Source organism: Marinobacterium aestuarii (assembly GCF_001651805.1).
In the GTDB taxonomy this organism is placed as follows: Bacteria; Pseudomonadota; Gammaproteobacteria; order Pseudomonadales; family Balneatricaceae; genus Marinobacterium_A; species Marinobacterium_A aestuarii.
In genome coordinates, this window is the sequence record NZ_CP015839.1 from 4,323,614 (window position 1) to 4,339,955 (window position 16,342).

Consider the following 16,342-nt stretch of genomic DNA (forward strand, 5'->3'; position numbering starts at 1 on the left):
GCCCTGTGTCAAAATTCACTCCCTGGTTTACCGGGCAGCCTTCGCCGCCCGGCAAACCTTTCAGCACAGAGGTGACCCGCTATGAGCTGGAAATTCAATGACCGTATCGCCGCGGCGGTGGTCGTGGCAGGCGCTATGTCGCTGGTCGGCCTTGTTGGCCTGATCGGCTACCAGGTGTGGGGGCGCTACGTCCTGAACGACTCGCCCACCTGGGCCGAAAGCCTGGCATTGCTACTGGTACTGATGGTGTCACTGCCGGTTGCGGCCCTGGGGCTGCGCGAGAACTTTCACCTTGGCATTTCCTTTGTCCTGGACAGGCTCTCGCCCAAATTAAAGCGCTACGTCGAATACAGCAACACACTGATTCTGTGTGCCTTTGGCGGCGCCATGGCCTGGTACTCGACGGACCTGGTGATCGGCACCTGGAACCGTCAGATCCCTCTACTGGGATTACCCCAAGGCCTCAAATACCTGCCGCTGGTAATCTGCGGCGTCCTGATTGTTCTGTTTATGCTCGAGCGCCTGGCGGATTTATCCAAGGCCCGCGCTTCGAACGAGGAAAGCTGATATGGGTTTGCTGGTTTTATTGGGCGTGTTTATGCTGGCAATGCTCACCGGCATACCCATCGCTTTTGCGCTGGGCATTGCCGCCTTTGCCGCCGCCCTGATGGAAGGGCTGCCTGAGCTGATCGTGTTTCAGCGCATGGTGTCCGGCATGAGCGGTTTTACCCTGCTGGCCATTCCTTTTTTTGTGTTCGCCGGTGAACTGATGATGCACGGCGGCATAGCACTGCGCCTGGTTCGCTTTGCAGAAACCCTGGTAGGCCAGGTGCGCGGCGGCCTTGGGGTCGTCAATGTGCTCAGCTCGATGCTGTTCGGCGGCATCTCGGGCTCGGCGGTCGCAGATACCTCGGCACTGGGATCGGTGATGATCCCGATGATGCGCGAAAAGGGTTATCCAGACGACTACTCGGTCAATGTGACCGTCACCTCGTCGATTGCCGGCATCATGATTCCGCCCAGTCACAACATGATTCTTTACGCCCTCGCCGCCGGTGGCGGTATCTCCATTCCCGCGCTCTTCCTGGCCGGCATAGTGCCGGGCATACTGATGTGCGTCATTCTGGCCCTCGCGGCCTACGTGATCGCCGTGCGTGAAGGCTACCCGTCGAGCAAGTTTCCGGGATGGCGCCTGGTACTGATTTCGGCGGCATCCGCCCTGCCCGGATTCATGACCGCTGTAGTGATCATCGGTGGTGTGCTATCCGGCATCTTTACCGTAACCGAGTCGGCCGCGATCGGGGCTATCTGGGCCCTGCTGGTCACGCTGATCATCTACCGCTCCCTCAGCTGGGAGGCCTTCAGGACGAGCCTGACGCAGTCGATTCGCACCACTTCGCTGGTCATGATTCTGGTCGGTGCCGCAACCGCCTTTGCCTACTTCCTGGCGCTCTACCAGGTGCCGGAAAAAATCATGGAGCTCATGCTGTCGATCTCGGACAGCAAGATCATGATTCTGCTGATGGTGAATATTGCCCTGCTGATTCTGGGCATGTTCATGGATATGGCGGCACTGATACTGATATGCACGCCCATATTCCTGCCGGTGGTACGGGAATACGGCATGGACCCCGTCCAATTCGGCATGGTGCTGATGATGAACCTTGGGCTGGGGCTGACGACGCCACCGGTGGGGGGCTGCCTCTTTGTCGGCTGCGCCGTTGCCAAGGTGCGTATTGAAAGCGTGCTCAAGACGATCTGGCCTTTCTATATGGCGATTCTGGTGGCCCTGCTGCTCACCACCTATGTGCCGGCCATTTCGCTCACTCTGCCCAATCTGTTCCTGTAGGAGATCCAATGTTAAAGCGACTGCTTATTACCGGCGCCGCCGGCGGCCTGGGCCAGCTGGCACGTGAAAACCTGGGCGACCTGGCGCAGCACCTGCGGCTGAGCGATATCAGCCCGCTGCAGGCGACATCGCCACAGGAAGAAATCATGTGCGGCGACCTGAGCGACGCGGCCTTCGTCAGCCAGCTGGTCGAAGGCTGCGATGGCATACTGCACCTGGGCGGCGTCTCGGTCGAGAATCACTTCGAGGCGATTCTCAGCGCCAATATTATTGGTGTGCATAACCTCTACAGTGCCGCCCAGCAACACGGCCAGCCACGCATCCTGTTTGCCAGTTCCAACCACACCATCGGTTTCCATTCGCCATCAACACGCTTGGACGCCAGCTCGGTGACGCGCCCCGACAGCTATTACGGCGTATCCAAGTGTTTTGGGGAAGCCGTGGCGAGCCTGTATTACGACAAGCTAGGGCAGGAAACCGCCATAGTGCGCATTGGCTCCTGTTTTCCCGAGCCCCAGGATGTTCGCATGCTGAGCACCTGGTTCAGCCCGGATGATTTTCTGGCGCTGATCAGACGCGTGTTCACCATAGACACACTCGGCTGCCCGGTGATCTACGGCGTATCCGCCAACAGGGACGCCTGGTGGGACAACCATGAAATCGATCATCTCGGCTGGAAACCAAAAGACAGTTCAGAGGCATACCGCGCCCAAGTGGAAGCCAGGGCGACGGCGCAAGGCGGGGAAGCGGACAGCCAGCCCCAGTTTCAGGGCGGAGCCTTTGCAACGGCTGCGCTAATTACGAAAAGCTGAGCGTCACCTCTCTCCTGCCGCCCCCTGCGGCGGGGTTTTTACGTTTCAAGACCCTGCTGCGACAGGCGTACGTCTGTAGGCGTAAAGCTTAGCCGGCACGCAATGATTGAAGAGACCGAATTGATGAAAACTGTGCTGTGCTATGGAGACTCCAACACCTGGGGACAACGCCCGGATGGCCCCGGGCGCCATGCGCTTGATGAACGCTGGCCCGGGGTAATGGCCACCGAACTGGGCGCAGGCTGGCGCGTTCTGGTGGAAGGTCTGGGTGGGCGCACCACCCTGTTCAACGACCCCATCGACGGCGCACACCTCAATGGTCTGAACTACCTGACGCCCTGCCTGGCATCCCAGAAGCCGATCGACCTGGTCATCATCATGCTGGGCACCAATGACCTTAAACACCGCTTCGGCGTATTGCCGGATGATATCGCCCGCGCCGCCGGCAAACTGGTGCAGCAGGTACAGCAAAGCGACGCCGGATTACAGGATAGCGCCCCCGCCGTGCTGCTGATCGCGCCGCCCCCCATACGGGAAGTCGGCGCGACGGGCACCCGCTTTAGCGGCGGGCAGCACAAGTCCCAGCAATTCAAGACTACCTATGCCAGGGTAGCGGCAGAACTGCAGTGCCACTTCCTGGATGCAGGCCGCCATATCGAAATCTCGCCCGTCGATGGTATCCATCTGGACCTGGAGGCGCACCGAACTCTCGGCGCAGTCGTCGCCGGCCAGGTGCGTAACCTGCTCAGCTGAGATGTTGCAGCCGACAACACGCAAAAATGCCCGTCGCCAGAGGCGCGGGCATGGGGTCATTAGAAGCAACAGAGACTAAGCGGCGCCAGGGCATCGCCTAAACCCGAGCCTGCGCAGTCCTAACGCACAAGCGCTGAACGTTTGGGGTCGAACTTCCAGCCAGGAATCAGATGCTGCATGACCACACCGTCATTGCGATCGCCCGAGGGCAGCGCCTTGTAGAGTGCGTGTGCCTTGGCAATGCGTTCCATATCCACCGCTATACCCAGTCCCGGCGCATCGCTGACGGTGATCCTGCCACCTTCGATACGGTGCGGCTCCAGCGTCAGCTGCTGGCCATCCTGCCATATCCAGTGCGTGTCCAGCGCCGTGGTCTTGCCCACTGCGGCTGCCCCAACGTGGGCAAACATGGCCAGTGAAATATCGAAATGGTTATTGGAATGGGAACCCCAGGTCATGCCCCACTCCTTGCACATCTGGGAAACACGCACGGCACCGGACAGCGTCCAGAAATGCGGATCCGCCAAGGGTATATCGACCGCGCGTAGCGCCACGGCATGGACCATTTCACGCCAGTTTGTCGCCACCATGTTGGTTGCCACCGCAAGGCCAGTTTCGCGCCGAAACTCGGACATGATTTCCCGGCCGGAAAAGCCCTGCTCGGCGCCGCAGGGGTCTTCGGCATAGGCCAGTATTCCCTTGAGACCGGAACAGAGTTCTATCGCCTCCCGCAGGGACCAGGCGCCGTTCGGGTCAAGGGTGACCCTGGCGTCGGGGAAACGTTTTGCCAGCGCGGTAACGGCCTCGATTTCCTGCTCACCCGGCAAGACCCCGCCCTTGAGCTTGAAATCCTTGAAGCCGTAGAGGTCACGGGTGGCTTCGGCCTGCTCGATAATGCTTGCAGGCGTCAGCGCCACCTGGTTACGCAGGCGATACCACTCATGCTTGCCATCCGCGCTCGTGCGATAGTCAATCGGCGTCTTGCTCGCATCACCCACAAAAAACAGATAGCCCAGCACCTCAACCTGGTCACGCTGCTTGCCGTTACCCAGCAATTCAGCGACCGGCACGCCCAGGTGCTGGCCCAGCAGGTCCAGCAGAGCCGCTTCAAGCGCCGCCACCGCATTGATGCGCAGCTCGAAGGTCCAGGCACCTTTGCCAAAGGCTTCAAAATCAGCGTTTTGGCTGGCCGACTGTACCGCCGTAACCATCGCATTCATTTTCCCGATCGACTGGCCCATCAGCTGGGGCTCAAAGCTTTCGAGGGAGCGCAAAATGGTGGCGCCACCGGGCGCCTCACCAACGCCGATATTGCCCGAGCTATCGGTAATCAGCAGGATGTTACGGGTAAAGTAGGGGGCGTGAGCTCCCCCTATGTTCATCAGCATGCTGTCCTGCCCCGCCACCGGTATCACTTTCACATCGACGATCTTCGGCGTCTGCTCGCATTGCGCTACCATCCTTCACCTCTTGCTTGTTGTTTGAGTTCGAATTAACGCATGCCGCTGCCAAACGGCGTGGCACAGCCTGCGGGGGGATCCGGCTCAGGCTTCAGCCAGCGCCTGCACCTGCGCCCAGACAGCCTCGTCCACCGGCACTCCGTGCTGCCGGTTGTCTTCCCGCCGCTGCCAGGTGGAGGCGCCCGGATACAAAACCCTGCCGTCGACCTCGGCCGGCTGCGAGGCCTGCACATAGTCAGCCACACTGTTGGCGATCTGTTCGGCAACGGCGGCACCGCCAAGCTGACGCGGATCGAACAGCATGAACACCTGGCTGGCGCCGGTGCCGCTGCCCTGCTTTATCTGGTCGATTTGATTGGTTGCCATCCCCTGGGACAGTAAGGCCGCCATGGCATCGAGCATGATGGTCAGGCCGGAGCCCTTCCAGTAGCCCGTGGGAAGAATACGCCGCGAGACCTCGATGGCACCGGGATCGTGCGTCAGACGCCCAGCGCTGTCGTAGCCCCCGGCGTAGGCCAGCTGCTGCTCCTGCAACCGGGTGCTTTGCAGCTTGCCGTAGGAGTATTGGGACATGGCCATATCCAGCACCAGTGGGCCTTCTGCTCGGGGTACGGCGATCACCAGCGGGTTATTCCCCACTCGACAATCTGCCGCGCCCCAGGCCGGCATACAGGATTCGGTATTGGTCCAGCAAATGGATGCAAAGCCCTGCTGCGCTGCGTGCCAGCCGTAACTGCCGCCGCGCATCCAGTGTGTGGTGTTGCGCAGCGCAACGATACCGACCCCCTGGGCCCGGGCCATTTCCATCGCCCGCCCTGTGGCAAAAAGCGCATTGGTGACACCAACGCCCTGGTGGCCGTCATACACTTCGATGGCCCCCAGGGTACTGACAGGGGTTGGCTCGGCGGCTATATCAATCCAGCCCTTACCGACGTATTCGACAAAACGGGGCACGCGATTCAGGCCATGGGAATTGACACCATCACAGCTGCTGGATGCATGCACCCGGGCGCACTGCAGTGCCTTTTGCGGACTGAGCCCGGCCCTTAACAGAGCCTGCTCAATTGTGCGTTCCAGCTCGTCCAACTGTATTCTGATCATTCTCTGCATCCATAGATTTGGATAATGTAAGCCGCGGTCTTTCAGAGCACCGGGGTCATCAGCTCGCCACGGCTGATAAAGCTCGCCAGATTATCAAACACCAGTGCTTCCATCTGCTGACGCGTTTCCTGGGTACCGCTGCCGATATGGGGCAACAGCACCAGCTGTGGCAGGTCCAGCAGTTCGGCCGGTACCTGCGGCTCCTCGGCAAACACATCCAGGGCCGCGCCGCCCAGACGCCCGGCCTGCAGTAACTCCACCAGCGCCGGCTGATCCACCACTGAGCCACGGGCGACATTGATCAGGGTGCCCTTGGGCCCCAGGGCTTGCAGCACTTCGCGGTTGACCAGCCCCTCGGTGGAGGGGCCGCCAACACAGGTCAGCACCAGGTAATCGGCCCAACTCGCCAGATCAATCAAGGAAGACTCATAGCCGTAACTGACCGTCGGATCCTCGCGCCTATTGTGGTAGCGGATTTCCATATCAAAGCCCGAGGCGCGCCGGGCAACACAGTTGCCGATACGCCCCAGACCCAGAATCCCCAGTCGCTTGCCACTGACGCGACTGCCCAGAGGAAACGGCTGCTGCCCCCAGTGTCCGCTGCGAACAAAGCGATCACCTTCGGCGATGCGCCGGGCCGACGCGATCATCAGCCCCATGGCCAGATCGGCGACACAGTCATTCAGCACGTCCGGCGTGTTGCTGACGCGGATATTGCGGGCGCGGGCCGCATCTATATCGATCGGATCGTAACCAACGCCAAAGCTGATGATGGCCTTGAGCTTGGGCACGGCCGCCATGACATCGGCGCTGCAGCCAAAACGGCCCGAGGTCACAATAATGTCCACCTCGGCCCCATTCTCAGCCAGGAAGGCATCGCGGTCCTGCTGCTCCCAGATGCGGTGTGTTCTATGCAGTGAACTCAGTCGATCATTGAAAGCGTCGGTCAGGGGGCCCATTTGCAGCAGTGTGGGTTTGTTCATAGGTCACCTCGAAGTTATGCGATTTCGTTACCGCGAAAGTGTCGTCGCCGCGGTTCAATCTGGAACGCTCTAGCTCAGTCCGCGGAAAATCAGCAGCAGGGCGGCAAAACCAGACATCCAGAGCAATGCCCCGCGGTAGCGGCTGTCAAAACGCCCTCTCAGGCGCCGCGCTATATAGAGCCCCAGCAACATGGGTGGCACCATCAGCGCGGCCGTCTGAGTTTCTCGCCACCCCGCCCAGCCACTGAAATAGAGCCCCGCCAGGGAGACGATGCCGCCGAGAGCGAAGAAGGCCGACAGCGTCGGTCGGGCCTCACCTGCCAGGCGCCCCTGGTACAACATTGCCATGGGCGGCGCGCCAACCGAGGTGATGGTGGCCATGAAACCGGACAGATTAGCCATGCCAAACAGGTTGCGGCGACTAAACGCCAGCTGCCAGCCACTGAGCGACAGCAACAGCGCCGCCAGAATCAGGGCACCAAATACCAGCATGAAGAGTTTCGGGTCAGCCACGCAGGTCAGCACCAGGGTTGCCGCGAGCACCCCGGTAAAGCGCCCGGCCACCCCAACCCCCACTTCGTTCCAGCGAATCGAGGGACGCTCCTGCAGCGCGGCCCAGACCGAGGTCAGCATGCCCAGGAACAACGCCGGCACCGGCACCATCACCGGATCGATCAGCGCCAGAAAAGGCGCCGCCACCAGGCCAAAGCCCATCCCCAGCCCGGACTGCACTATGGTGCCGAAGGTGACAATCACGAAGATCGCCACCAGCATCGCCGGGGGATACATCAGTACGCTAACGTCCATGCAGCAAACTCCTTCTTCGGCAGTGTTAACCCTGTGTTGCCGCTGCAACGTAGGGCAGCACATCGAGACTGCCGCGCCAGATCATGTCCAGCGACACATACAGAATGATCACCAGGCCGAGGTAGGCGATCCAGTGATAGCGCTGCAGCAGCCGTGCAATAAAGTTCGCGGCAAACCCCATCAGACCGATCGACAGCGCCAGACCGAACACCAGAACGGTCGGGTGTTCCCGGGCGGCCCCCGCCACGGCCAGCACGTTATCCAGCGACATTGACAGATCCGCAATAACGATCTGCATGGCAGCCTGGGGAAAGGTTTTGCTCGCAGCCGGCGCCGGGGCTTCCACCCCACTCGCGGTTTCTGCCTGCAGCAGCTGTGCCTGTCGCATTTCCTGCAGCTCGCGCCACATTTTCCAGCACACCCAGAGCAGCAGCACTCCCCCGGCCAGCAGCAGTCCAATCACTTCGAGCAGCTGGGTCGTGACAGTTGCAAACAGGATACGCAGTACCGTAGCGACAATAATGCCCACCAGGATCGCCTTGCCCCGTTGCGCCGCAGGCAAACCTGCAGCCGCCAGGCCGATGACGATGGCGTTATCACCGGCCAGTGCCACATCAATCATCACGACCTGAAAAAACGCCGACATTACATCTGGGGTAATCATTTCAAACATGGTGCAGCCTCCACCGCCTCGTTCAGGACACCGGCGTCAGTAACGCCCGCCCGGCAAAGTGTGCCGCCAGGTTATCCACCACCAGCTGCGCCATGGCACCGCGGGTTTCAACCGTACCGCTGGAGCAGTGTGGCTGTAGCACGACATTTTCCATGTCGAGCAGTGCCGGCGGTACCCGGGGTTCATCGGCGAATACATCCAGCCCAGCGCCGGCGATAGTGCCCTGCTGTAACGCAGCCACCAGCGCAGGTTCATCCACCACCGAGCCGCGAGCCACGTTGATCAGGTATCCACGCGGCCCCAGCGCTTCAAGCACGGCGCCATCCAATATGCCCTGGGTCTCATCGCCGCCGGGCAGGGCCAGCAGCAGAATGTCCACATCCCGGGCCAGAGCAGGCAGGCTATCGTAGTAGGGATAGGCGATATCCTGCTGCTGGCGACGGCCGTAATAGCTCACTTCCAGACCGAAAGTTTCGGCCCGCAGGGCAACCGCCTTGCCGATACGACCAAAGCCGACGATACCGAGCTTCTTGCCCCGAATGCTGGTGTTTAGCGGCATCATGCCCTTGCTCTGCCAGTGGCCGCCTCGCACCCAGCGCTCCCCCTGCACCAATCGTCGCACTGTGGCGAGCAGCAGCAGCATCCCCATATCGGCGACATCTTCGGTCAGTACACCCGGGGTATGGGTCACCGGGATACCGCGGCTGTGACAGAAATCAACACAGAGGGTATCGACCCCCACGCCCGACGACGCCACAATCTCCAGCTTCGGCAGACGCTCCACCAGGCTCTGCTTTAGCCCACCACCATGGGACGTCACAACCGCACGAATACGCGGTGCGACCTGCTGCAGCAAGGCCTCCGGATCCTCCGCCTGATCGAGCCGGTGCAGGCTATAGGTCTGTTCCAGGATCTGCATTTGCTCCGGCCGATTCGGCCACACAACCAACACTTCGGGCTTATCCATCATCATTCTCCAACTGACCGCAGTCTGCGGCGGATTAAGGGGGACAACGCGGGGTTACACGGCACAGGTCGCACGGGTGGCGGCACGCTCTGCCCGGCGTTCGGCCTGAATATCGGGGTCCGCCTCCAGGCTCGCGGCCAGCAGATCGCGGGTATAAGCCTGCTGCGGGTTATTGAATATCTGCTCCACCGTGCCGATTTCGACGATTTCACCGTTCTGCATCACTATGACCCGGTCGGCAAAGTCCCGTACCACCGGCAGGTCATGGGCGATAAAGATATAAGAGAGGTTAAGGTTGCGCCGCAGATCATCCAGCAGCTCAACGACCTGGGCCTGGATCGACACATCCAGCGCGGAGACCGCCTCATCGCAGATAATCAGTTCAGGGCTCATGGCCAGCGCCCTGGCGATAGCGATACGCTGACGCTGGCCACCGGAGAACTGATGTGGATAGCGCTGCGCGTGCTCCGGCAGAAGCCCCACCTGCACCAGCAGTTGGGCGACCCGCTCAGACCACTGCGCCCGGGGCAGCAGGTCAGGGTGAATGGCCCAGGCCTCGGAGATCAGCTGCTCCACCCGCATGCGCGGATTGAGTGACTGGGTCGGATCCTGAAACACCATCTGGATCTCGCGCCTTATTTCAAACAGCTCAGCGGGCGACATCGCGAACAGGTCCCGGCCCTTGTATAGCGCGCGCCCGCTGTTGGGCTCTTCCAGCCGAAGCAGCGTGCGTGCCAGGGTGGACTTGCCGGAACCGGACTCACCGACAATGGCCAGGGTTTCACCCGGCATAAGGTTGAAACTGGCACCTTTCAGCGCTTTCAGGCCGCCATAATACTTAACGACATTGTCCACCTGCAGCAGCGGCGTTTGGTTTGTATCCAGCGGCGCCCCTGTGTGCAGCTCGCCCTTCCCAGGCGCGGCGGCAATCAGCTTCTGCGTGTACGGGTGGCGCGGATGTTTGAACACATCGCGAGTACTACCCGCTTCCACAATCTCGCCGCCATTCATGACCACCACCCGGTCGGCGATATCCGCGACAACCCCAAGATCATGGGTAATGAGCAGCAATCCCATGCCCGTTTCAGCCTGGAGTTGCTGCAGCAGTTCCAGAATCTGTGCCTGCACGGTGACATCCAGCGCCGTGGTCGGCTCATCGGCAATAAGAATGTCCGGCTCAAGACCCAGCGCCATGGCGATCATCAGGCGCTGACGCTGGCCACCGGAAAACTGATGCGGATAGGCATCAAAGCGCTCTTCTGCATTGGGCAGACCTACGCGCTGCATCAATTCCAGCGCCTTGGCATTGGCGGTGGCCTTGTCAACGCCGTGGGCCCGCAGCAACTCGGCGATCTGCCAGCCCACCGGGTACACCGGGTTAAGGTGTGCCAGCGGGTCCTGGAAGATCATCGCGATCTTGCAGCCATTTATTTCGCGCCGCTTCGCGGCACTCATACCCAACAGATCCTGACCGCGGTACTGAATGGAGCCCTGGGTAATATAGCCAGGCGGCGTATCGATAAGATTCATGATGGCGGATGCTGAGACACTCTTGCCTGAGCCACTCTCGCCCAGGATCGCCAGCGTCTCGCCACGATCGAGATAAAAGCTGACATCCCGTACCGCCTTGACCCGCCCCTGTACCGTATGAAATTCAACAGCCAGGTCCTTTACCTCAAGCACGTGCGCTGATTCAGTTGGCATTGTTGTTAGCTCCCATTTCCAGTCTCCAGCGCTGCAATGGATCCAGCGCGATGCGCAGCCAGCCTGATAACAGGTTCAGCGACATGGTGGTCAGAATGATGGCGATGCCTGGCCAGAACGCCAGCCACCAGGCCTGATTCAGATAGGCGCGGCCCTGCGCGATCATCAGTCCCCAGGTAATCTCCGGCGGTTGAATACCGATTCCCAGAAAGCTCAGCGAGGACTCGGCCAGCATCACGAATGCGAAGTCCAGCGTGCCGATCGTTACCAGTGTTGGCACGACGATCGGCAGAATATGCCGCAGTATGATGCGGGCCGAAGAGGCCCCCATGACCTGAGCCGCCTGGATAAACATCCGCTCACGGATCTCCAGTACTTCGGCGCGGGTGGTGCGCAGATAAATAGGGATGCGGGTAATCGCCAGCACAAAAACCAGATTGGTGATGCTCGGCTCCAGCATGTAGAGCACGATCACCGCCAGTAACAGCGACGGAAAGCTCATGATCACATCGGCCAAACGCATGATCGCATCGCTCAGACGACGCCCCGAATAGCCCGCGATCAGCCCAAGCGTGCCCCCCACCAGCATGGCGAACACAACCGACGCCGCCGCAATCAGCAGGGTGTTCTGTGACGCAACGACGATACGGGCCAGAATGCTGCGTCCCAGCGAGTCAGCGCCCAGAATAAACAGCCAGCCTTGCTCCAGATCAAACGGAGGGGCATTGCGGCCGCGCAGATTCAGCTTGGTGGCAGCCTCTTCCATAAATCCGGCGCCGAAAACGGAACAGAGCACCGCAAACAGCAGGAAGATTGCCGCAACCAGCGCGAACTTGTCGGCCCAGAGCATCCGCAACATGGCCGCGGCCGGGTGCCGGGGCGCAGCCAGTACCGTTGCAGGGGCCTGTGCGCACTTTAGAATAGAAGTAACCATGGCTCAGTACCTGATCCGGGGATCGAGCACTGCATAAAGCAGATCGATCAGAAGGTTCATAAGAAAGATGGCCAGGGCAGTCACCATGATGGCCGCCAGCACAACGGCAAAATCCCGTTGCAGAATGCTGTCAATCATCAGCTTGCCGATGCCCGGAAAGCCGAAAATGGTTTCCACGACCACCGCGCCGTTAAGCATGCCGGCCGCCTGATCACCAATGACTGTCACTACCGGAAGCATGGCGTTGCGCAGTGCATGCACGAAGATGATGCTGCGTTCGCGCACGCCCTTAGCCCGGGCGGTCTTGACGTAGGCGGAGGAAAGCGCGTTGATCATGGATCCCCGCACGACCTGCAGGATGAGCCCGAAGGGCCGAATAAAGAGCACGGACACTGGCAGCACCCAGTGCCAGAGGGTGCCGGTACCGGATGTTGGCACCCAGCCCAGATACACCGAAAAGAAAAAGATGCCGAGGATAGCGATCCAGAAATCAGGCGCACTGGCCGCAGCCAGGGACAGCATGCCGGACAGGCGGTCAAAGGGGCCGCCGACGTTAAAGGCCGCCAGGGAGCCGATCACAATGGCGGCAATCGTCACACAAATCATGGTGACCGCGGCAAGCCACAAGGTCCAGGGGAAGGCCTCGAGCACCACATCCAGTGCCGGCCGCGCCTTGCGGATCGAATCGCCAAAGTCGAATTGCAGGATATCAACCAGGTAGCGGCCGAATTGCTGAATCAGCGGATCATTGAGACCATGAACGACACGAAAATTGTCCCGGGCTTCCAGCGAGGCATCCAGCGGCAAATAAAGCCCGGTTGGGTCCCCGGTCAGACGGGAGAGAAAAAAGATCAGCACGATCAGCCCGATGAGGGAAATCCCGCTGGACAGACTGCGTCTTCCGATAAATGAGTTCATCGCAGAACCTCCTCATGCATGCCCTGAACAGGACACAACGGCTATACATTGTCGTTATGAAGGAGCCGCCGAGCGGCCCCTTCAGGCTGAGGTATTACTTGAAGGAAATCTGCGAAAGTTGCAGTTCACTGTTGGTCGCAATGGTTGGCTTGAACGAAAGCCGCGGGTTCACTCGGGTGTAACCCACCATATGAAAGAGCGGAATATCCGCAATAATGGTGTCATTGACTTCGGCAAACAGCTGCTGCCACAGGCTGGTGCGGTTGTCACCGGACGCCGCTGTCGCTTCCCCGATCAGTGCATCCACCCGGACGCTGTCCAGTACACTCTGGCCACCCTGGGAATGGTATTTGCCGTAGGCCGTAAAGACCGCATCGCCCTTGGCATTGTCGTGCTGAGCCTGCAGCAGCGTCGGGCCGCGATTTTCAGGAAAGGGCTTGATAAACAACCCGTTCCATTCCGCGACATCGTACATCTGCAGCGATGCATTGAAGCCCGCGTCCTGCAACATGGCCATCAGCGCTTCCATCACTTCGGTCGCATTGGGGTACACATTGGTGCGGCCGATCATCTTGATTTCGGCATCAACCGGCACGCCGTCAGCCTTGGCGGCGGCTAGCAACGCCCTGGCCCGCTCGGGGTCATAGGGCCAGACCTGGAGATCCTTGTTGTAACCGCTGGTCGTGGGCACCACCAGCTGAGTGGCCGGGATCACGTCCGCGCTGAGAATGGATCCGCGCAGCGCCTGGCGGTCGATGGCAAGATTCAAGGCTTCACGCACACGCCGGTCATCCAGCGGACTGATCTGAACGTCAATGCGCAGGCGGGCCGTTTCCGAGTTGGGATAACTGAAATCAGTGTCCTTGTTGGTCGCATCCTGGACCGCAATATTCGGCACTATATCCGCCTCACCGGTCTGAACCATGGCGGCAGCCACCGCAGAGTCGGAGCGGAACAGGTAGGTCGCCGTATCCACAACAGGCTGCTCGCCCCAGTAGTTGCCATTACGCTCAAGCACAATGTTCTGGCCTACGTTCCACTGGGCAAAGCTATAGGGCCCGGTACCCACCGGAGCGCGGGTAAATTCATTGCGGGGTGTTGAGTCCGGGACTATGGGCACGGTAGAAAACAGCAGCGGCAGTATGGGTTGCGCCGGCGATGTCATGACTTCCAGCGTCTGGTCATCGATAACATTGATCGTCATTTCGGTGCCACCGAAATACTTGACCCCAACCTCACAGATCATGGACTTGTCAGCGGTGCGCTCGAGAGAAAATTTAACATCGTTGGCATCAAGGGCTTCGCCATTGTGAAACTTTACGCCTTCGCGCAGCTTGAAACGCCAGGTGGACTCGTTTACCTGTTCCCAGGCCGTCGCAAGTCGTGGCTTAAGACCGCCCTGCTGGGCATCGAACTCGGTCAGCGTCTCGTTAACATTCTGCAGAATAACTCGGCCAACATTGGATCTGGCTGCCATGCAGGGCTCAACAACATCGAGCTCTTCGTTCAGCACTATACGCACGTCGTGCTCACCGGCGGCGTATGCGGAAGAAACAGCTGCACTCAAAAGTGAAGCGCCTATGATCGTTTTAAAAACGTGTCGCATTTGAAACCCCCAAGTTATTTTTATAAAAACTTATTGTCACAGTTCAGCCCTTTCCAGCAAGGCAAGGTCCGGGTTGTTCAATAGTGAAACGGGAAATGCATGTAAATCGATCAATAAAACATCGGCTAAGCGAGATTAATTCACACAATAAAAAGTGACCGGCAGCAGAACAGGAAAATCACCTAATGGCTGATAAACCCTGTCGCCATACCCACCAGAGATACGCTTTACCGGCCAAGTTGGGTTGCTCATATCGCTTGCCCGCCAATAGATATTACATCATACAACCATAATAACAAGCCTTTGACTCAATAAATTAAAACAATGGAAATCATTCTTAACAAACACATAACCTTCTGATATATAAGTATATTTATATACTAAAAAGAATTATTAAGAACAGCAGTAGCCGAAAAAACCCAAAAAATTAAGGGCCGTTGAACGATACTATTATTAATAACTGTGGGTTAATCCATGTAAAAAACCTGTTCAATCCGCCAGGTTAATACATGAAGCATGCATACTTCACCATTGGCCTTTCGTTGAAACCAGGGGGCCAATGCGAACGCCACCTACCCTCCCGCAAGAATCCAGCACGTCCGCCCACCTGCGTCCATTTCTTAGATTAAATAGACGGTGGCGGAAACCGTTACGCTGCAGGAGCAAAAGTGAAGGGACAGTGCTTCCTGTACATAACGGGAAAATAGGTAGGGAACCTATTTGCACGCCAGGTTAATCGTTAAATGCCAGGCCACTGAGCAGGGAATCGGCTTGCCTGCATGACAAATATCTACTGCCCTGCAAGCAGAACTAAATAAGTTGCCAGTATTGCAACAGATAGAGCCCGACCATGATGGTAATGACGGACAGCAGTGTGGATAGCGCAATGATATTGGCGGCCAAGCGGGCGTTGCTGCCACTGGTTCGCGCCATCACATAGCTAACCGCCGCAGTGGGACTCGCCAGAAACAGAAACAGCAGCCCCAGTTCCCGGCCCTCAAACCCCAATGCCCAGGCAAGCGCCGTGAAAATCAGCGGCAGCCAGAGCACCTTGAGCAGACTGGCACTGACGGCAACCCGCCCGGAGTCTCGAAACGCTTCCAGCGACAGCGATCCCCCGACGCAGACCAGGGCCAGCGGTAATGTCAGCGAGCCAAAATACTCCCCCGACACCATCAGCCAGGGCGGCAGCGACAGCTCGAGCGAGGCCATCAGCAACCCCGCCGCTACACTGATAATCAACGGGTTCTTCGCCAGATCCCGCAGCACAGTGCGCAGATTGGCCTCGTAGCTGCTGCTGTAAATGGATAACACTATGGTCGAGAGTATGTTGAACAGCACTATCACCAGCCCGGACATCACGCCGCCGGTGGACAGCCCATAGGCGCCGTACTGATTGGCGGCCAGCGCCAGACTGACAATGCCACAGTTGCCACGAAAGGCTCCCTGCACATAGACACCGCGATCCTCCCCGGCGACAAACCGCAACGACCAGAGCCAGGCCCCGGCAAAGCTCAGCAGGGTTGCCAGGCAAAAATAGCCGATGAGTCTCGGTTGCAGCGCCGTCGCCAGGTCCGCCTTGATAATGCCCAGAAACAGCAGCGTCGGCATGGTGGCCCTGAAGGTCAGGGTCGAGGCGGTATTGATAAAGGCATCATCGATCAGGTCGATTTTCTTCAGCAGCATGCCCACCAGCACCATGATAAACACGGGACCTGTAACGGCGAAAATCTGACTCAATAGGGTAAAGGACGTTTCCATCGGGCACCTGCTCC

15 protein-coding genes are annotated in these 16,342 nt (G+C 59.2%); 4 read left to right on the forward strand and 11 right to left on the reverse strand.

Translation table 11 applies throughout. The features are described 5' to 3' along the window. Positions 1 to 81: 81 nt before the first annotated feature. From A8C75_RS18915 to A8C75_RS18930, 4 genes are all read left to right on the forward strand, one after another. Positions 82 to 567, forward strand: coding sequence for a TRAP transporter small permease (locus A8C75_RS18915; protein WP_067385857.1), 486 nt, complete (start codon positions 82 to 84; stop codon positions 565 to 567). Between the two features lies 1 nt (position 568). Beyond that, positions 569 to 1,849, forward strand: coding sequence for a TRAP transporter large permease (locus A8C75_RS18920; RefSeq protein ID WP_067385859.1), 1,281 nt, complete (start codon positions 569 to 571; stop codon positions 1,847 to 1,849). An 8-nt stretch (positions 1,850 to 1,857) separates the two neighbouring features. After that, on the forward strand, positions 1,858 to 2,661 hold the full coding sequence (locus tag A8C75_RS18925) for an NAD-dependent epimerase/dehydratase family protein (protein ID WP_067385860.1): 804 nt from the start codon (positions 1,858 to 1,860) through the stop codon (positions 2,659 to 2,661). A 123-nt stretch (positions 2,662 to 2,784) separates the two neighbouring features. Next, positions 2,785 to 3,414, forward strand: coding sequence for an SGNH/GDSL hydrolase family protein (locus tag A8C75_RS18930; protein WP_067387518.1), 630 nt, complete (start codon positions 2,785 to 2,787; stop codon positions 3,412 to 3,414). A 119-nt stretch (positions 3,415 to 3,533) separates the two neighbouring features. Here the strand turns inward: A8C75_RS18930 and A8C75_RS18935 are convergent, their stop codons facing one another. The 11 genes from A8C75_RS18935 to A8C75_RS18985 form a co-directional block, all read right to left on the reverse strand. Continuing rightward, positions 3,534 to 4,874, reverse strand: coding sequence for an enolase C-terminal domain-like protein (locus tag A8C75_RS18935; protein ID WP_067385862.1), 1,341 nt, complete (start codon positions 4,872 to 4,874; stop codon positions 3,534 to 3,536). Between the two features lie 84 nt (positions 4,875 to 4,958). After that, a complete protein-coding gene (gene yiaK, locus A8C75_RS18940) occupies positions 4,959 to 5,975 on the reverse strand; it encodes a 3-dehydro-L-gulonate 2-dehydrogenase (protein WP_067385864.1) in 1,017 nt (338 codons plus the stop codon). Between the two features lie 41 nt (positions 5,976 to 6,016). Then, positions 6,017 to 6,958 (reverse strand): 2-hydroxyacid dehydrogenase, encoded by a 942-nt coding sequence (locus A8C75_RS18945; RefSeq protein ID WP_067385866.1) that lies wholly within the window; start codon positions 6,956 to 6,958, stop codon positions 6,017 to 6,019. Positions 6,959 to 7,027: 69 nt separating this feature from the next. Next, the gene (locus tag A8C75_RS18950) at positions 7,028 to 7,765 is read right to left on the reverse strand and encodes a sulfite exporter TauE/SafE family protein (protein ID WP_067385868.1); all 738 of its coding nucleotides are present in this window, start codon (positions 7,763 to 7,765) and stop codon (positions 7,028 to 7,030) included. A 25-nt stretch (positions 7,766 to 7,790) separates the two neighbouring features. Continuing rightward, positions 7,791 to 8,438 (reverse strand): YjbE family putative metal transport protein, encoded by a 648-nt coding sequence (locus tag A8C75_RS18955; RefSeq protein ID WP_067385870.1) that lies wholly within the window; start codon positions 8,436 to 8,438, stop codon positions 7,791 to 7,793. 22 nt (positions 8,439 to 8,460) lie between these two features. Then, on the reverse strand, positions 8,461 to 9,405 hold the full coding sequence (locus A8C75_RS18960; RefSeq protein WP_067387520.1) for a 2-hydroxyacid dehydrogenase: 945 nt from the start codon (positions 9,403 to 9,405) through the stop codon (positions 8,461 to 8,463). Between the two features lie 54 nt (positions 9,406 to 9,459). Continuing rightward, positions 9,460 to 11,109, reverse strand: coding sequence for an ABC transporter ATP-binding protein (locus tag A8C75_RS18965; RefSeq protein ID WP_067385871.1), 1,650 nt, complete (start codon positions 11,107 to 11,109; stop codon positions 9,460 to 9,462). After that, positions 11,099 to 12,043 (reverse strand): ABC transporter permease, encoded by a 945-nt coding sequence (locus A8C75_RS18970; RefSeq protein WP_227819966.1) that lies wholly within the window; start codon positions 12,041 to 12,043, stop codon positions 11,099 to 11,101. The genes A8C75_RS18965 and A8C75_RS18970 overlap by 11 nt, the downstream gene beginning before the upstream one ends. A 3-nt stretch (positions 12,044 to 12,046) precedes the next feature. Next, positions 12,047 to 12,961: an ABC transporter permease gene (locus A8C75_RS18975; protein ID WP_067385875.1), complete on the reverse strand. Its 915-nt coding sequence runs from the start codon at positions 12,959 to 12,961 to the stop codon at positions 12,047 to 12,049. 94 nt (positions 12,962 to 13,055) lie between these two features. Then, positions 13,056 to 14,528 (reverse strand): ABC transporter substrate-binding protein, encoded by a 1,473-nt coding sequence (locus A8C75_RS18980; RefSeq protein ID WP_227819967.1) that lies wholly within the window; start codon positions 14,526 to 14,528, stop codon positions 13,056 to 13,058. Between the two features lie 849 nt (positions 14,529 to 15,377). Next, complete coding sequence (locus tag A8C75_RS18985; protein ID WP_067385879.1) at positions 15,378 to 16,328, reverse strand: AEC family transporter; 951 nt, start codon at positions 16,326 to 16,328, stop codon at positions 15,378 to 15,380. Positions 16,329 to 16,342: the final 14 nt, after the last annotated feature.

Excerpts from the sequence above, each read along its gene's own strand:
- A8C75_RS18920 (WP_067385859.1), top strand. The coding sequence starts at position 569 with ATGGGTTTGCTGGTTTTATTGGGCGTGTTTATGCTGGCAATGCTCACC.
- A8C75_RS18975 (WP_067385875.1), bottom strand. The coding sequence starts at position 12,961 with ATGAACTCATTTATCGGAAGACGCAGTCTGTCCAGCGGGATTTCCCTC.
- A8C75_RS18960 (WP_067387520.1), bottom strand. The coding sequence starts at position 9,405 with ATGGATAAGCCCGAAGTGTTGGTTGTGTGGCCGAATCGGCCGGAGCAA.
- yiaK (WP_067385864.1), bottom strand. The coding sequence starts at position 5,975 with ATGATCAGAATACAGTTGGACGAGCTGGAACGCACAATTGAGCAGGCT.
- A8C75_RS18955 (WP_067385870.1), bottom strand. The coding sequence starts at position 8,438 with ATGTTTGAAATGATTACCCCAGATGTAATGTCGGCGTTTTTTCAGGTC.
- A8C75_RS18985 (WP_067385879.1), bottom strand. The coding sequence starts at position 16,328 with ATGGAAACGTCCTTTACCCTATTGAGTCAGATTTTCGCCGTTACAGGT.
- A8C75_RS18930 (WP_067387518.1), top strand. The coding sequence starts at position 2,785 with ATGAAAACTGTGCTGTGCTATGGAGACTCCAACACCTGGGGACAACGC.
- A8C75_RS18950 (WP_067385868.1), bottom strand. The coding sequence starts at position 7,765 with ATGGACGTTAGCGTACTGATGTATCCCCCGGCGATGCTGGTGGCGATC.
- A8C75_RS18965 (WP_067385871.1), bottom strand. The coding sequence starts at position 11,109 with ATGCCAACTGAATCAGCGCACGTGCTTGAGGTAAAGGACCTGGCTGTT.
- A8C75_RS18935 (WP_067385862.1), bottom strand. The coding sequence starts at position 4,874 with ATGGTAGCGCAATGCGAGCAGACGCCGAAGATCGTCGATGTGAAAGTG.
- A8C75_RS18945 (WP_067385866.1), bottom strand. The coding sequence starts at position 6,958 with ATGAACAAACCCACACTGCTGCAAATGGGCCCCCTGACCGACGCTTTC.
- A8C75_RS18915 (WP_067385857.1), top strand. The coding sequence starts at position 82 with ATGAGCTGGAAATTCAATGACCGTATCGCCGCGGCGGTGGTCGTGGCA.
- A8C75_RS18970 (WP_227819966.1), bottom strand. The coding sequence starts at position 12,043 with ATGGTTACTTCTATTCTAAAGTGCGCACAGGCCCCTGCAACGGTACTG.
- A8C75_RS18925 (WP_067385860.1), top strand. The coding sequence starts at position 1,858 with ATGTTAAAGCGACTGCTTATTACCGGCGCCGCCGGCGGCCTGGGCCAG.